The 16483-nt window shown below is 71.1% G+C and carries 13 protein-coding genes; 9 read left to right on the top strand and 4 right to left on the bottom strand.

All coding sequences use genetic code 11. The features are described from left to right. Positions 1–421 precede the first annotated feature (421 nt). Genes ACXKZF_RS14285 through ACXKZF_RS14260 form a run of 6 tightly spaced genes read left to right on the top strand, consistent with a single transcriptional unit; the run spans position 422 to position 7759 of the window. Positions 422–1621 carry an inositol-3-phosphate synthase gene (locus tag ACXKZF_RS14285; RefSeq protein ID WP_488984631.1) on the top strand — a complete coding sequence of 400 codons (1200 nt, stop codon included), beginning with the start codon at positions 422–424 and terminating at the stop codon, positions 1619–1621. After that, a complete protein-coding gene (locus ACXKZF_RS14280) occupies positions 1618–2484 on the top strand; it encodes an SCO3242 family prenyltransferase (RefSeq protein WP_488984630.1) in 867 nt (288 codons plus the stop codon). Before ACXKZF_RS14285 ends, ACXKZF_RS14280 begins: the two co-directional genes overlap by 4 nt. Beyond that, entirely contained in the window at positions 2481–4208 is a 1728-nt protein-coding gene (locus ACXKZF_RS14275; RefSeq protein WP_488984629.1) for an EboA domain-containing protein, read from the top strand. The genes ACXKZF_RS14280 and ACXKZF_RS14275 overlap by 4 nt, the downstream gene beginning before the upstream one ends. Position 4209: 1 nt before the next feature. Continuing rightward, the gene (locus tag ACXKZF_RS14270; RefSeq protein ID WP_488984628.1) at positions 4210–5094 is read left to right on the top strand and encodes a TatD family hydrolase; all 885 of its coding nucleotides are present in this window, start codon (positions 4210–4212) and stop codon (positions 5092–5094) included. Next, a complete protein-coding gene (eboE, locus tag ACXKZF_RS14265) occupies positions 5094–6380 on the top strand; it encodes a metabolite traffic protein EboE (protein WP_488984627.1) in 1287 nt (428 codons plus the stop codon). Before ACXKZF_RS14270 ends, eboE begins: the two co-directional genes overlap by 1 nt. Next, a complete protein-coding gene (locus tag ACXKZF_RS14260; protein WP_488984626.1) occupies positions 6377–7759 on the top strand; it encodes an alkaline phosphatase family protein in 1383 nt (460 codons plus the stop codon). Before eboE ends, ACXKZF_RS14260 begins: the two co-directional genes overlap by 4 nt. 312 nt (positions 7760–8071) lie before the next feature. On the opposite strand, the gene ACXKZF_RS14255 is transcribed toward ACXKZF_RS14260, so the two are convergent. The 3 genes from ACXKZF_RS14255 to ACXKZF_RS14245 all read right to left on the bottom strand — a co-directional run bounded on the left by ACXKZF_RS14255 (position 8072) and on the right by ACXKZF_RS14245 (position 11445). Further along, positions 8072–9076 carry a sugar phosphate isomerase/epimerase family protein gene (locus ACXKZF_RS14255; protein ID WP_055951512.1) on the bottom strand — a complete coding sequence of 335 codons (1005 nt, stop codon included), beginning with the start codon at positions 9074–9076 and terminating at the stop codon, positions 8072–8074. 39 nt (positions 9077–9115) lie between these two features. Beyond that, positions 9116–10303, bottom strand: a complete 1188-nt coding sequence (locus ACXKZF_RS14250; protein WP_314453590.1) for a Gfo/Idh/MocA family protein — start codon at positions 10301–10303, stop codon at positions 9116–9118. 92 nt (positions 10304–10395) lie between these two features. Further along, on the bottom strand, positions 10396–11445 hold the full coding sequence (locus tag ACXKZF_RS14245) for a substrate-binding domain-containing protein (RefSeq protein ID WP_243224257.1): 1050 nt from the start codon (positions 11443–11445) through the stop codon (positions 10396–10398). Positions 11446–11711: 266 nt separating this feature from the next. Between ACXKZF_RS14245 and ACXKZF_RS14240 the strand changes: the two genes are divergently transcribed. From ACXKZF_RS14240 to ACXKZF_RS14230, 3 genes are all read left to right on the top strand, one after another. Continuing rightward, positions 11712–13232: a sugar ABC transporter ATP-binding protein gene (locus tag ACXKZF_RS14240; protein ID WP_488984625.1), complete on the top strand. Its 1521-nt coding sequence runs from the start codon at positions 11712–11714 to the stop codon at positions 13230–13232. 50 nt (positions 13233–13282) lie between these two features. Then, on the top strand, positions 13283–14281 hold the full coding sequence (locus ACXKZF_RS14235; RefSeq protein WP_488986005.1) for an ABC transporter permease: 999 nt from the start codon (positions 13283–13285) through the stop codon (positions 14279–14281). 100 nt (positions 14282–14381) lie between these two features. Continuing rightward, the gene (locus ACXKZF_RS14230) at positions 14382–15563 is read left to right on the top strand and encodes an ROK family transcriptional regulator (protein ID WP_055951501.1); all 1182 of its coding nucleotides are present in this window, start codon (positions 14382–14384) and stop codon (positions 15561–15563) included. Between the two features lie 189 nt (positions 15564–15752). Here the strand turns inward: ACXKZF_RS14230 and ACXKZF_RS14225 are convergent, their stop codons facing one another. After that, on the bottom strand, positions 15753–16457 hold the full coding sequence (locus ACXKZF_RS14225) for a FadR/GntR family transcriptional regulator (protein WP_488984624.1): 705 nt from the start codon (positions 16455–16457) through the stop codon (positions 15753–15755). Between the last annotated feature and the right edge of the window lie 26 nt (positions 16458–16483).

Below are 16483 nucleotides of genomic sequence, written 5' to 3'. Positions count from 1 at the left end.
GCCTCGCAGCCAGGGCCGCCTGAGAGGGGACGAAAGCCCTCCGGCACCCGGCCCCTCTCCCCCCATCGGCGGCATCGGCGGACGCGGTGACGCAACCGACCGATGTCTCCAGCCTGCGGGAGTGAGGGCGAACGGGGGAGAGCCGGAAGCGGTCATGTCCGCAAGAGGGCGCCTCCTCGTCGGCTGTCGCAGACACGCCCGGTGGTCGCGCAGTTATTGCGCCTAGCGGCTACACCTTTTGGTTGCTATCCCGCAAAAGCCTGGGTACTGTCGGGAGGGCCGGGACACCTCGATGACGAGTCCCGCCTCGCACACCCGAACCGCCCGCCATCCCCCTGGAGCGTGTCCCTCTCCCGGTCCTCCGACCGGTCGATCGCGCGCGCCCGCATCGTCACGTCCCTCAACGAAGAACGGATCCCGCGTGAACACTTCGGACACCACCCCCACCGCCGGCGTCGGCGCCTGGTTCATCGGCGCACGAGGATCGCTCGCCACGACGGCGACCATCGGCATCCACGCCCTCGCGCTCGGAGCCGCCTCGCCGGTCGGCCTCACCACCGAGACCGACGCCGTGCGCGTCGCAGAATTCCCGGAGATAACCGACATCGTCGTCGGCGGACATGACATCTCCACGACCCCTCTCGAAGAGCGCGCCGAGCACCTCGCGGCCGGCGGCATGTTCCCCGCGGCGCTCGTCGACGCCGTGCGCGAGCGGCTCCGCGCCACCGAGGCGAACCTTCGCGTCGTGCCCACCCTCACCGCCACGCAGCAGGAGGAGATCGACCTGCTCGCCGCCGACATCATGGACTTCCGCGACCGTCACGGTCTGCGGGAGGTCGTCGTGATCGACGTCTCCTCGACCGAACCGCTCCCGCCGTACCACCCCGGATTCGACGACGACGAGGCCCTGCAGACCGCCCTCACCACCCCGGGGGTGCGGGTGCTCCCGCCCAGCTCCCGCGCCGCCCTCGCCGCCATCGCGGCCGGTGCCGCCTACGCCGCGTTCACCCCCTCGGCATCCCTGAACCTCCCCGTGCTGCGCGCACGCGCCGAGCGCGCGGGAATCGCCTACGCCGGTCAAGACGGCAAGACGGGCGAGACGCTGCTGCGAACGGTCCTGGCGCCGATGTTCACCGCCCGCGGATTCCGCGTGCACTCCTGGGCCGGGACCAACCTCCTCGGCGGCGGCGACGGTGCCACCCTGGCAGACCCGGAGGCCGTGCGCTCCAAGCTCGTGTCGAAGAACCGCGGGCTGCACGCCCTCGTTGGCGACGACGTCGTGGCCCCCCTGCACATCGACAACGTGCCCGACCTCGGCGACGTCAAGACCGCGTGGGACCACGTGAGCGCGACCGGATTCCTCGGCAGCCGCGTCACCCTGCAGACCACGTGGAGTGCGTACGACTCTGCTCTCGCTGCGCCCCTGGTGATCGACCTCGTCCGGTCGTTGTCGCTGGCCACCCGTGCCGGCCACGCCGGCGTCGTGCCCGCCCTCGGCTGCTTCTTCAAGGACCCGTGGGGCAGTGACGTGCACGGCTTCGGCGAGCAGACGGCGCAGTTCATCGCGTGGGTGCACGAGACCGCGGCCGCCGTCGCTGCGGCGCGGGTCGCCGCACCGTGACACGGGCCGCGGACTACCTCGACCTCGTCCGCGCCCCCGCGTCGCTGACCGTGCTCGGCGACGCCCTGGTCGGTGCGCTCAGCGCGCGCGGCCCGGGCGGTGACGGCGCGGTGCGCGCCGGTGCGCTCGCCGCGTCCTCGGTGTGCCTGTACAGCGCCGGGATGGCCCTGAACGACTGGGCGGATGCCGATCTCGACGCCGTCGAACGACCGGAGCGCCCTATCCCGTCGGGGCGCATCTCGCGGTCGCGCGCACTCGCCGTCGGCGCGGGTCTCACGCTCTTGGGCGTCGGCTCGGCGTTCGTCGCCGGGCGCCGCTCGGGCGCGGTGTCGCTCGCTCTCGCGGGCGCGCTGTGGGCGTACGACCTCGTCTTCAAGCCCACGGCGGCGGGTCCGGTCGTGATGGCCGCCTGCCGCGGACTCGACGTGATGATGGGCGCCGCGGGACCGGGGTGGCGCCGAGCGCTCCTTCCGGCCGGTGCCGTCGCCGCCCACACGGTCGCTGTGACCGCCGTCTCGCGCGGAGAGGTCGACGGCTCCACGCGCACCACCGGCCGCGCCGCCGTTGCCACGAGCGTCGCCGTCGCGGCATCCGGTCTCGCGGGTCCGGGCGACCGGGCGGCCGCCGCTCTCGGCGGCGCCCGCTACCTCGCCGCCGTGCTGCCGGGGCACCTCGCCGTCGCCCGCGACCCCCACGCGGCGCACGCGCGGACCGCCACCCGTGCGGGCATCCGCGCGGTCGTGCCGTTGCAGGCCGCACTGGCCGCTCGCGCCGGTTCGACGATCGCCACCGTCGCGCTGCTCGGCATCGAGGTCATCGGCCTCGCGCTCGGGCGCCGCCGCTCCCGAGGAGACATCACATGAACCCCGTGCCCTGGAGTTGGGGATACGGCACCAACGGCTTCACCGATCACCCGCTGCCGGCGGCGCTCGACGTGCTGCAGGGCGAGGGCTATACCGCCGTGGCCCTCACTCTCGGCCACCCGCACCTCGACCCGTTCGCCCCGGACTGGCGTGCCCAGGCCGAGGCGCAGGCCGCCGACCTCCGCGGCCGGGGCATGCGGGTCGTCGTCGAGACCGGCACCCGCTACCTGCTCGACCCCGTGCGCAAGCATCGTCCGACCCTCGTCGATCGCAACGCCGAGCCGCGCATGGTGTTCCTCCGTCGTGCCGTCGAGATCGCCGCGATCCTCGACGCGGAGTGCGTGTCGCTGTGGAGCGGTGTGCTGCCCGACGACGTCACGATCGACGCCGCGCGCGTGCTGCTCGACGAACGCCTGCTCGAGCTTTGCGGTTTCGCCGCGGAGGCGGGCGTGCCCCTCGCCCTCGAGCCCGAACCCGGCATGGTGGTCGAGACCGTCGCCGACGCCCTCGCCGTGCGCGCCCGCATCGGGCATCCTGCGATCCTCGGCGTCACCGTCGACCTCGGGCACTGCGTCGTCGTCGAACCCGACGGAGTGGTGGGGGCTCTGCGCGCCGCGGGCGCCCTACTGCGCAACGTGCAGGCCGACGACATGCTCCCGCACGCGCACGAACACCTCCCCTTCGGTGAGGGAGTGCTCGACCTGGATGCCGCCCTCGCCACCCTCCGTGAGATCGACTACCGCGGCGTCGTCGCCGTCGAGCTGCCCCGTCACGCGCACGCGGCCCCGGCTCTCGCGCAGGAGAGCATGGCGGCGCTGACCGCCGCGGCGGAGCGCTCCGGCGCGGCCGTTGCGGCTGCGGCGTCGGCGGGGGGAGGGGATTCGGTGACGGGAGGACCGGCCGGGGTCGTGGCATCCTCCGCTCCCGGAATGTCCTCCCGTGGCGCGCGTTCGGTGACGACGGGCGGGTCGGGGAGCAGCGGAGGGTCGACCGCTCCGGTCGAGTCCTCCCCTCCTCCCTCCCCCTCCGCTCATCACGCCCCGAGTGCGGCGAGCGGAGGACCGGGGAGCGGGGGAGGACCCGCCGCGCCCGCGGCATCCTCCGCCGCTTCCTCGCCCTCCGCCGGTCACGCTCCAACGGCCGGTGACTCGTACCCCTGGACGGTCCGCGCCGTCGAGGAGGTGCGCACGGATGCCACCCGCGCCGCGCGGCTGTTCGCCTCGGCCGGTCGCGAGGTGGGCCGCGAACCGCTCTCCGCGGAACCCTTCGCGCCGACCGCCGACGACGCCGCCCGCGCCGCGATCGTCGCCGCCCTCGCCGGCAGCGGCGCCGACCCCGCCGTCGCCGCCGCCCTGTACCGACGCGGCGACGACGCCGAGCGGCGCGGGGTGCTGCGCGGGCTCGACGCGATCCCCGATCCCACCCCGGCCTGGCGTGCGGTGGGCCTCGACCTGGTCGTCGACGCTCTCCGCGCCAACGACACCCGCCTCGTCGCCGCCGCCCTCGGATCCTTCGCCGCGGCCCACCTCGACGACCACGCGTGGCGTCACGGCGTGCTGAAGTGCGTGTTCCTCGGCATCCCCCTCTCCGTCGTGGCCGACCTGGGCGCCCGTGCCGACGACGAGCTCGCCGCGATGGCCGCGCGCTTCGCCGAGGAGCGCCGCGCCGCCGGCCGCACCGTGCCCGATGACCTCACTCTCCTGCTCGCTCGTGAAAGGGCCTGACATGCGCATCTTCGATCCCCACATCCACATGACGGCGCGCACCACCGACGACTACGAGGCGATGTACGACGCCGGCGTCCGCGCCCTGGTCGAGCCGGCGTTCTGGCTCGGGCAGCCGCGCACGAGCGTCGGGTCGTTCCTGGACTACTTCGACACGCTGATCGGGTGGGAGAGGTTCCGCGCCGCGCAGTTCGGCATCCGTCATCACTGCACCATCGCCCTGAACCCCAAAGAGGCGAACGACCCGCGCTGCCGCGAGGTGATGTCGGAGCTGCCCCACTACCTGGCGAAGGACGGCGTCGTCGCGGTCGGCGAAACCGGCTACGACTCGATGACCCCCGAGGAGGACGAGATCCTGCGTCAGCATCTCGCGCTGGGGATCGAGTTCGACCTCCCCGTTCTCGTGCACACCCCGCACCGCGACAAGGCCGTCGGCACGCAGCGCACGCTCGACGTGGTCGCCGAGTCCGGCATCCCGATGGAACACGTGCTCGTCGACCACCTCAACGAGACCTGCGTTGACACCGTCGCCGACAGCGGCGCGTGGATGGGTTTCTCGATCTACCCCGACACCAAGATGGACGAGCAGCGCGTGGTCGCGATCATGCAGCGCATCGGGCTCGACCGCGTGATCGTCAACTCGGCCGCCGACTGGGGACGCTCCGACCCGCTCAAGACCGCGAAGACGGGACTCGCGATGCTCGACGCCGGCTTCAGCGACGACGACGTCGATCGCATCCTCTGGCGCAACCCGCGCGACTTCTACGCCCAGAGCGGCCGCGTGAACACCGATCCGATCGAGGGCTTCGCCCCGGCGAGCCAGGGACCCGACCTGTTCGAGGGCAACTCGGTGCTGCGCGGCATGGCCTCCCGACAGGGAGCCTGATGCACCTCTCCTACTGCACCAACGTCCATCCCGCCGAAGACCTCGACGGCATCGTCCGCCAGCTCGACGAGCACGCGGGTCCGGTCCGCCGGGCGGCCGGCCTCGACAGGCTCGGCGTCGGACTGTGGATGCCGGTGGGGGTGGCATCCGTCCTGGCCCACGACGAGGGGGCGCGGGCGATCCTGGCCGAAGCTCTCGAGCGCAACGGCCTGGAGCTGCGTACGGTCAACGCCTTCCCGTACCGCGGGTTCCACGACGACGTCGTGAAGCTCGCGGTCTACCGCCCCGACTGGACCACGCCCGAGCGCCTCGACTACACCCTCGATTGCGCGCGCGCGCTGGCGGCGCTGCTGCCGCTCGGTGCCGCGGGCAGCATCTCGACGCTGCCGCTCGGCTGGCGGGAGGGGTGGGATGCCGCGGCCGACGACGCCGCGGAAGGGGCGCTGACCCGTCTGATCGGGGGTCTCGCCGCGATCGAGCGCGAGACCGGTCGCACCGTGCGGGTGGGTATCGAGCCCGAACCGGGCTGCATCCTCGACGACGTCGCCGACGTCGTGGCGTGGCTCGGTGCGCGACCCGCGCTCATCGCCGACGGCCTCCTGGGACTGTGCCTCGACACCTGCCACCTCGCCGTGTCGTTCGCCGATCCCGCCGGAGTGGTCGCCGCGGCGACGGCCGCGGGAGTGCGGATCGTCAAGGTCCAGGCCTCGGTCGCCCTAGAGGTCCCCGACCCCTCCGACCCTTGCAGCATCGCGGCTCTTCATCCCTTCGCCGAGGAGCGCTACGTGCACCAGGTACGCACCGCTCGCGGCACGCACGCCGCCGACGACCTGCCCGAGGTGCTCGATGCGCGGGAGCCCTGGCCGACGGATCAGCCGTGGCGCGTGCACGTGCACATCCCCCTGCACGCCCGCCCGGAGGCGCCCCTGCGCGCCACGACCGAGGTGCTCCTCGCCGCCGTCGACGCCGTCCTGGAGGCGCCGGGCGGCGATGAGGCGCACCTCGACGTCGAGACCTACACCTGGTCGGTGCTGCCCGCCTCCCTGCAGCCCGCGACGCTCGTCGACGGCATCGCCGCCGAGCTGCGCTGGGTGCGGGAGCACCTGCCGCACGCGGTGACCTGTGCGGATCGGGATGCCGCGCCGGCCGGTGTCGCGGCATCCGGGACCGCCACTCCCTCGCCGAGCGCGGGAGCCACGGTCGGAGCGACGGCATCCGGCGCCCGATCGGCTCGCGAGGACTTCGCCGCCGCGGCATCCGGAATCGACGACGGGAGTCGCGTATGAGCAAGGTCCTTCTCCTCGACATCGTCGGGCTCACCCCCCGCGCGCTCGCCGCGATGCCCCGGCTCACCGCCCTCGGCCGCTCGGGCGGCCAGACGGGACTCGACACGATCCTGCCCGCCGTCACGTGCAGTGTGCAGTCGACGATGCTCACCGGCCTCGCGCCGCGCGATCACGGCATCGTCGGCAACGGCTGGTACTTCCGCGGACTCGGCGACCCGCTGCTGTGGCGCCAGCACAACAAGCTCGTCGCCGGCGAGAAGGTGTGGGAGACCGCTCGACGCTCGCGTCCGGAGCTGCGCACCGCCAACCTCGGCTGGTGGTTCGCGATGGGCGCGACCACCGACGTCACCGTCACGCCGCGACCGATCTACCACGCCGACGGGCGTAAGAGCCCCGACGCGTACGTGAGGCCCGCGGCCCTGCACGACCAGCTTGTGGGCGCGCTGGGGGAGTTCCCGTTGTTCCAGTACTGGGGGCCGACCGCGACCATCCGCAGTAGCGCCTGGCTCGCCGAGGCGACACGCGGCTTGATCACCGAACGGTGGGGGCCCGCGCCCGATCTCGCGATGGCCTACCTGCCGCACCTCGACTACGACCTTCAGCGTTTCGGGCCGAACAGCGCGCAGGCCGACCGCGCCGCCCGCGAGCTCGACGACACCGTCGGGCCGCTGCTCGATGACGCCGCCGACCGGGGATACACCGTCATCGCGGTGTCGGAGTACGGCATCGAGCAGGCCACGCGTCCCGTCGACGTCAACCGGGCGCTCCGGCGCGAGGGTCTGCTCGAGGTCTACGTGCAGGACGGGCGCGAGCAGCTCGACCCGTGGACCTCGCGCGCCTTCGCGGTGGCCGACCACCAGGTGGCTCACGTCTACGTTCCGGATGCCGCGGACCTCCCACGCGTCCGTTCGCTTCTGGGGGGACTCGACGGCGTCGACGAAGTTCTCGACCGCGCGGCACAGGCCCGGTACGGCCTCGACCACGAGCGCTCCGGCGACCTCGTGGTGGTGGCCGAGCCCGGAGCGTGGTTCACCTACTACTTCTGGCTCGACGATGACCGCGCGCCCGAGTACGCACGCGGCGTCGACATCCACCGCAAGCCCGGGTACGACCCCGCCGAGCTGTTCTTCGACCCCGCCGACCGGCTGGCCAAGGCCAAGGCCGGAGTGAACCTGGTGAAGAAGAAGCTGGGTCTGCGCTATGCGATGAGCACGGTGCCGCTGGACCCTACCTGCGTTCAAGGGACCCACGGCCGTCTCCCCACCTCGCGGCGGGACGCGCCGATGGTGGTGACGAGCGACGCGGGTCTGCTCCCCGACGTCGAGGCGATGCCCGCGGCCGGTGTTCGCGATCTCGTGCTGCGCGGGCTCGGCGTCTGACGCGAGCCGGCGCGCCACGAGAACAGGGGATGCCACCAGAACAGGCCGTTTCCCGCTGAGACGGCCTGTTGTGGTGGCATCCCCTGTTCTGATGGCATTCCCCCGTTCTGGTGACGGAGTCTGCGTCGCGCGGCGACGGCGTCGACCCGCCGCCGCTCGCCGACGGCGGCCGCCTACACACCTCCTGCGTAACCCGGGCTCGGGGCCCGCCTCGCGGGCGTCTGCAGGAGATATGCCGCGCCGCCGCGCACGCGAAAGGGCCGGATGCCCCACGCATCCGGCCCCTCCGTGGGTCGCTTCCGCAGCCCCCGTTCAGCGCTGGCTGAACGCCGCGTCGAACGCCGCGCCCGAGGGCTCGTACGTCGACAGCTTCCGCACGAAGCCGAGCGCCTCGGGCGCTCCGACCAGGCGGTCCATTCCCGCATCCTCCCACTCGACCGACAGCGGACCGTCGTAGCCGATGGCGTTGAGCATGCGGAACGCGTCCTCCCACGGCACGTCTCCGTGACCGGTGGAGATGAAGTCCCAGCCGCGCCGCGGATCCGCCCACGGCAGGTGCGACGACAGGCGGCCGTTGCGCCCGTTGGTCAGGCGCTTCTTGGTGTCTTTGCAGTGCACGTGGAAGATCTTGTCCTGGAAGTCCCAGAGGAACGCGACCGGATCGATGTCCTGCCACACCATGTGCGAGGGGTCCCAGTTCAGCCCGAACGCCTCGCGGTGGCCGATCGCCTCCAGCGCCCGCTTCGTCGTCCAGTAGTCGTAGGCGATCTCCGAGGGGTGCACCTCGTGCGCGAAGCGCACACCGACCTCGTCGAAGACGTCGAGGATCGGGTTCCACCGGTCGGCGAAGTCCTGGTAGCCGGCGTCCACCATCTGCTCGGTGGCGGGCGGGAACATCGCGACGTACTTCCAGATGCTCGAACCGGTGAATCCCGTGACGGTCTTCACCCCCAGCTTGGATGCCAGCCGCGCGGTGTTCTTGAGCTCCTCGGCGGCGCGCTGACGCACGCCCTCGGGGTCGCCGTCGCCCCACACGCGGTCCGACACGATGTCGCGGTGGCGCTGGTCGATGGGGTCGTCGCACACGACCTGACCCTTGAGGTGGTTGGAGATGGTCCACACCGAAAGTCCGTTGCGCTCGAGAACGTCGAGCTTCGCCTGCACGTACTCCTCGTCGTCCCAGCGCCAGGGGTCGAGGTGGTCGCCCCAGCAGGCGATCTCGAGGCCGTCGTAGCCCCACTCGCCGGCGAGGCGCGCGACCTCGTCGAAGGGCAGGTCGGCCCACTGGCCGGTGAACAGCGTGATCGGTCGCGTCATCGCGGAAGTCCTCTCATCGGTGCGGATCGGGGTTGCGACTCAGGATGCCGCGAGCACGCGGTCGGCGGAAGCGAGAACCGGCGCCGCCTCGACGCCCGTCCAGACGCCGTCCGCCTCGGAGCTTCGCGCCACGGCATCCAGCACCTCCTGCACGTGCAGGCCGTCGGCGAACGAGGGCCGGGGGTCGTCGCCCGCCGCGACCGCCTCCACGAAGTCTTTGGCCTGGTGTGAGAAGCCGTGCTCGTAGCCGAGCATGTGACCCGCGGGCCACCAGGCGCCGACGTAGGGGTGTCCGGGCTCGGTGACGAGGATGCGGCGGAAGCCCTGTTCGGTGTCGGGGAGGGTCGCGTCGTAGTACTGCAGTTCGTTGGGGCTCTCGAGGTCGAACGAGAGCGAGCCGAGGGAGCCGGCGATCTCGACGCGCAGGCCGTTCTTGCGGCCGAGGCGGAAGCGGGAGGCCTCGAACGAGGCGAGGGCGCCGGACTCCAGGCGACCGGTGAAGAGGGCGAGGTCATCGACGGTCACGGCGCCGCGCTCGGTGCCCGCCGAACCCGACAGGCCCGACGATGAAGCGAGCACGGGGCGCTCGGCGACGATCGTCTCGAGCACGCCCGCGACGCGGGTGAGGCGCTGGCCGGTCATGAACTCGGTGATGTCGACGGCGTGTGCGCCGATGTCGCCGAGGGCGCCGGAACCGGCGCGGTCCTTCTGCAGGCGCCACGTGAGGGGGGCTTCGGCGTCGCTCAGCCAGTCCTGCAGATACTCGGCGCGCACCTGGCGGATGTCGCCCAGGCGGCCGGCGGCGATCAGGTCGCGCGCGAAGGTGGTCGCGGGAAGGCGGCGGTAGGTGAAACCCACCATCGACCGGATGCCGTTGGCGGCGGCGGCCGCCGCGGCATCCGCCATCCGTCGGGCTTCGTCGACGGTGTTGGCGAGGGGCTTCTCGCAGAGCACGTGCTTGCCGGCCTCGAGGGCCGCGATGGCGATCTCGGCGTGCGTGTCGCCGGGGGTGACGATGTCGACGACGTCGATGTCATCTCGCTCGAGCACCTCGCGCCAGTCGGTCGAGCTCTCGGCCCACCCCCAGGTCTCGGCGGCGGCCCGCGTGCGGGCGGCATCGCGACCGACGAGGACGCTCATCTCGGGGGCGAGGGGGAGATCGAAGAAACGGGGAGCGACGCGCCATCCCTGGGAGTGCGCGGCGCCCATGAATCCCGCGCCGATCATGGCGATGCGAAGGTGCTGGGTCACGATGAGGTCTTTCTGTGGGGGGAACGAGGACGGGGCGTCCGCGGCGAGCGCGGACGCCCCGTACCAGGTCAGGACTCGAACGACAGATCGATGAAGGACGCCACGTTGTCCTTCGTCACGACCGGTGCGTCCAGCACGATGCGGTTGGGCACGCTCGGGGTGATGAGGTCGCCCGCGGTCTTGCCCTGTGCGATGAGGCGCGCGAGCGCGATGCCGTCGGCGGCCTGCGTCGAGGGGTAGATGACCGTCGCCTGAAGCGGGGTGTCGCCCGCCTCGATGGCCTCCATGGCGTTGCGGCTACCGGCGCCGCCGACCATGAAGAACTCGTCGCGACCCGACGCCGTGATGGCGGCGAGCACGCCGATGCCCTGGTCGTCGTCGTGGTTCCAGATGGCGTCGATCTTCGGGTTGGCCGAGAGCAGCTGCGAGGTGGACGATTCGCCACCCTGCACGGTGAAGTCGGCGGCGACGCGCGGGCCGACCTCGAGACCGCAGTCCGACAGGGCGTCGGCGAAGCCCGCCGAGCGATCCTGGGTCAGCGGCAGCGAGTCGATGCCGGCGATCTCGGCGACGATGGCGTCGCTGGTGCCCTCGAGCTGCGCGCAGATGTACGTGCCGGCGCTGACGCCCATGCCGTAGTTGTCACCGAGCACGGTCGAGCGAGCGGCGAAGGGGCTGGAGAACTCGCGGTCGACGTTGATGACCGGGATACCGGCCTCCATCGCCTTGATCGCGACCTCGGTGAGGGCGGCACCGTCGCTGGGCAGCAGGACGATGGCGTCCACGCCGTTGTTGATGAAGGTCTCGACGGCGGCGATCTGCGCGTTGACGTCATTGGTGCCCTCGGCGACCTGCAGGTCGACGTCGGGGAAGCTCTCGGCGGCGGCGAGCGCACCGGAGTTGATGGCACCGAGCCATCCGTGGTCGGCGGCGGGGCCGGAGAAGCCGATCGTGACGGTGTCGCCGGCGGCGGCGTTCTCCTCGGTGCTGGTGCCCTGGTCGACGACGTTCTCGGCGTCGTTGTTGGAGCTCGTGCAACCGGCGAGCAGGCCGACCGACGCGAGGACGGCGACTCCGGTGAGAACGAGACGGGAACGCGACTTCATCTGTGAGCGCATGTACTTCCTCCTTGAAATGTGATGCAGCGGGGGTCGTCGCGGACGCGGGTCGTCCCGAAGGAAGGGTCCACTCTGACGCCGCTCACGCTAGCAGAAGTATCGGTTCAGTAGTCAACTTTTGATATGAGGCCGATAAAAGTGGATCGCTACCTCGCTTGTCCCTGCCGTACTGGCCTTCTGTGCGTCGAGTGTCCGGGTGAGCCGCCGCACCGTGAGCGCATTTATGCGTGTCGCGCGTCGGAGATCCGCCGTGTTATGTTCGCTCCGTGATCAAAGTTGACCATGCGTCGTCATTACTCCTCGTCCGCGGCGTCACGAAGTCTTTCGCCGGGGTGCATGCCCTGCGCGGCGTCGACCTCGACGTGCGCGCCGGTGAGGTGCACTGCGTGCTCGGCCAGAACGGCGCGGGCAAGTCCACCCTCATCAAGACGCTCGCGGGGGTCCACCGGCCCGACGGCGGTGTGATCACGTGGCAGGGGGAGGGCGTCGAGATCGCCGACCCGCAGGCGGCGATCGACCTCGGCATCGCCACGATGTATCAGGAACTCGATGTCGTCGACGGTCTCACGATCGCCGAGAACATCTTCCTCGGGCACGAGCTCGCCCGTGGCGGCTTCACGAAGCGCTCCGCCGCGGCGCGACAGACCACCGAGCTGCTGCGCCGCCTCGGGCACGCGAGCCTGTCGCCGCACACCGAGGTCGGCTCGCTCAGTGCCGCCAACAAGCAGATCGTGAGCATGGCGCGTGCGCTGTCCCACGACATCAAGCTCATCATCATGGACGAGCCGTCGGCCGTGCTCGACAGCGAAGAGGTGAAGAACCTCTTCGCCGTCGTTCGCGAGCTGACCTCCGAGGGCATCGCGGTCGTCTACATCACGCACCGCCTCGAAGAGATCCGCGAGATCGGCGACCGGATCACCGTGCTCAAGGACGGGCGCACGACCGCGGTGGGACTCCCCGCCGCGGAGACGCCGAAGTCCGAGCTCATCCGCCTCATGACCGGTCGCGAGATCACCAACGTCTTCCCCGAACGCGCGCCGATCGCCGCCGACGCCCCCGTCGTCCTCGACGTGAAGGACCTCGCCCTCCCGGGCGTCTTCTCCGACGTCTCCTTCACCGTCCGCGCGGGAGAAGTGGTGGGACTGGCCGGTCTCGTCGGATCGGGTCGCTCCGAGATCCTCGAGACGGTGTACGGCGCCCGCCGTTCGTCGAGCGGCAGCGTCAGCGTCAAAGGACGCACCCTTCCGCGCGGATCCGTGTTCGCCGCGGTCCGCGCCGGGGTGGGCCTGTCCCCCGAGGAACGCAAGAGCCAGGGCCTCGTGCTCGACGAGCCGATCTACGTCAACGCCACGCTCGCCTCGATGTCGCGGTTCGCCAAGGGCGGGTTCCTCGACGACCGCTCCGCGCGACGGGTCGCCGCGGAGCAGATCGACGCCCTCGAGCTGCGCCCCGCCGACCCCGACCGCGCGGCACGCACGCTCTCCGGCGGCAACCAGCAGAAGATCCTCCTCGCCCGCTGGCTCATCCACGGCACGGACGTGCTGCTGCTCGACGAGCCCACCCGCGGCGTCGATGTCGGCGCACGCGCCGAGATCTACGCGCTCATCCGCGACCTCGCCGCCGCCGGCAACGCCGTCGTCGTGGTCTCGAGCGAGATCGAAGAAGTGCTGGGTCTTGCCGACATCGTGCTCGTCGTGGCCGACGGTCAGATCCTCCGCACGCTCCCCTCCCACCAGATCGACGAGCACGGCGTGCTCGACCTCGTCATGAAAGGATCCGCCGCGTGAGCGAGCCGACCACCCCGACCCGTGTACGCACGGTTCCCGCCGAGGCCGGCTTGACGCCGGCCTCCCCCTCATCGGCCTCGCCGGTGCGGAAGTTCTTCTCCGGTTCCGCCGGCCGCAACATCGGCCTCGTCGTCGCCCTCGTGGTGATGATGATCGTCGGAGCCATCTCCGCTCCGGGCACCTTCCTCACGGTCGACAACATCTTCGTGATCCTCCGTCAGGCCTCGATCACCGGCGTCGTGGCCATCGCCATGACCCTCGTCATCATCGCCGGCGGCATCGACCTGTCGGTCGGATCGGTCGTGGGCCTGGCATCCGTCGTCGGCACCCTCGCGGTCGTCCAGGATCTGGCCGATTCGATGCACTGGATCGTCTTCGTGATCTTCGCGCTCGCCGTGGGCGCTTTCGCAGGTCTGATCAACGGCATCGTCATCGCGTACGGCAACGTCGTGGCGTTCATGGCGACCCTGGCGATGCTCGTGGGGGCGCGAGGTCTCGCCGAGATCCTCGCCGAGCGCCGCACCCTCGTCGTCGAGGACCGCAGCTTCATCACCTTCATGAACTCCGACATCCTCGGCGTGAACATGCTCGTCTGGATCTTCGCGGTCGTGGCGGTGCTCGGCTGGGTGCTGCTGAACCGCACCACCTTCGGCCGTCGCACCATCGCCATCGGCGGAAACCGCGAGGCCGCGCGCCTGGCGGGCATCAACGTCAAGCGTCACGTCATGTGGCTGTACGTGCTCGTGGGCCTCGCCTCCGGCATCGCCGGCGTGATGTTCCTCGGACGCACCACCGCGGGCAGCTCCACCAACGGCCAGCTCCTCGAGCTCGACGTCATCGCGGCCGTGGTCGTCGGTGGAACGCTCCTCGTGGGCGGACGAGGAACGATTACCGGCACCGTGTTCGGTGTGCTGATCTTCGCGACGCTCACGAACGTGTTCATCCAGAACAATCTGTCTTCTTCGGTCCAGGCGGTGGCGAAGGGTGTCATCATCGTGGTCGCGGTGCTGCTCCAGCAGCGCTTCTCCCGTCCTCCCGGACGGGGCTGACGAAAGCTTGTGCCGAGGGCGGCTGCGTAAAGTGCGTAGCCGCCTTCGGCATGTGGACTGAACACATGTCAACTAATGGTGTACTGAGGGCGTGAAGAGGATGACGACAGATTCCGTGCAGTCGGTCAACGGCGTGAGCCAGTTGTTCCAGCTGCTGCGAGACGGGGTCCCGCGCACCCGCGCGGAACTGGCCAAGTCCACCGGCTTGGCGCGGTCCACCGTCGCCGTGCGCGTCGACGAACTCATGCGGATGGGTCTGATCACGCCCGTCGCCGACGCCGTGTCCACCGGCGGGCGCCCGCCGTCGCAGTTCGCGATCAACCCCGCCGCGAAGGTCGTCGTCGCCGTCGATCTCGGTGCCTCGCACGGCACGGTCGCGATTGCCGATCTCACGGGGAAGGTGCTGTCGGAGAAGACCGGCGAGATCGACATCGCCCTCGGCCCGGAGCCGGTGCTCTCCTGGCTCGTCGAGACGGCATCCGTCCTGCTCACCGAATCGGGGCGTTCGGCCTCCGACGTCGCGGCCATGGGCATCGGCGTCCCCGGACCCGTCGAGCATTCGACCGGGCAGCCCGTGAACCCCCCGATCATGCCCGGGTGGGACCGCTTCGACATCCCCGGCTGGATCAACCGGCACATGCCGGTCCCCGTGCTCGTCGACAACGACGTCAACATCATGGCGCTCGGCGAACGCAGCGTCGCCTGGCCCGCGGTGGAGCACTTCATGTTCGTCAAGGTCGCCACCGGCATCGGCACCGGCATCATCTCCGACGGACGCCTGCAGCGCGGCGCCCAGGGCATCGCCGGCGACATCGGCCACGTGCAGGTCGCGCGCGGCGCCGACATCCCGTGCCAGTGCGGCAATCGCGGATGCCTCGAGGCCCTGGCATCCGGTCCCGCCATCGCCCGCGCCCTGCGGGCGCAGGGGATCGACGCGCACACCGGCTCCGACGTCGTCGACCTGGTCAAGCGCGGCAACATCGACGCCATCCAGGCCGTCCGCCAGGCGGGACGCGACATCGGCGAGGTGCTCACCACGTGCGTGAGCCTGATGAACCCGTCGGTCATCGCCATCGGTGGTTCGATGGCGCGGGTCGGCGAGCACCTGATCGCGGGCGTGCGCGAGGTCGTCTACACCCGCTCCACGCCGCTGGCCACGGAGTACCTCTCGATCGTGCAGTCCGTGGCGGCCGAGAACGCCGCGGTCATCGGCGCGAGCATGCTCGCCGTCGAGCACGCGCTCGCGCCTGAGTCGTTGAACGCCGCGTTCCTGCGGGCCTGACCCCGCTCCTCGGCGCGATGCGCCCGGCCGTGCACAACGGCGGGTCCTTTCGGCGGCACGCCGGTTCCGGATGCCGTGCGCGCGGCGTGTCGTGAAGGGGCACCGCGGTTGTGCACGCGTGGATCGCGGATGCCGTGCGCGCGGCGTGTCGTGAAGGGGTCCCGCCCGCGGGGGGAACCGCCTCGCGGGTCACTCGTCGTGGGGCAGAACGTACTCGCGCAGGTCGTCGAGGGTCTGCTGCATGTGCTGGTCCATCGCGCGACGCGCGGTCTCGGGGTCGCCGCCACGCAGCGCGTCGAGCACGTGGGCGTGCTCGATGAGGGCATTCTGCTGAATGACGCGCACGCGCGACGTCTGCGCCCGCCGCTCCGACAGCACCTCGGTGAGGGGGGCGAACATCACCGTCAGGAACGGGTTGCGCGAGGCCGCGAGGATGCGGTCGTGGAACGACAGGTCGGCCGCGACGAAGGAGACCAGGTCGTCGGCGGCGTGGGCGGTGCGCATCGTCTCGAGATCCGCGGCGATCGCCTCGACCTCGTGGGGCTGCGCACGCTGGGCGGCGAGGGCCGCGGCGCCGGTCTCGAAGATGCGGCGGAGCTCGATCAGCTGCTCGGCGGCGGAGGAGTCGCCGTCGGCGGAGGTGGCGGCCAGCACGGCGCTGAGCGAGGTCCAGCGGGCGAGCGGCTGGACGAACGAACCGCGGCCGCTCTCGACCCGCACGATACCCCGCGTCTGAAGGACCTTCACGGCCTCCCGGACGGTCACGCGGCTGACGTCGAATCGCTCGCCGAGGTCGTTCTCGCTGGGCAGCGCCTGGTCGGCGACGAGGCGGCGCGCGACGATGTCGTCGAAGAGCCCGTCGACGACTTCGTCGACACGTGAACGTCGTGCCATGGCATCCCCCCTGCCGTCAAACCTAA

This window comes from Microbacterium sp. ABR10, from assembly GCF_057812175.1.
Note: the sequence above shows the minus strand (reverse complement) of the source record. Positions and strands in the feature narration are given on the sequence as shown.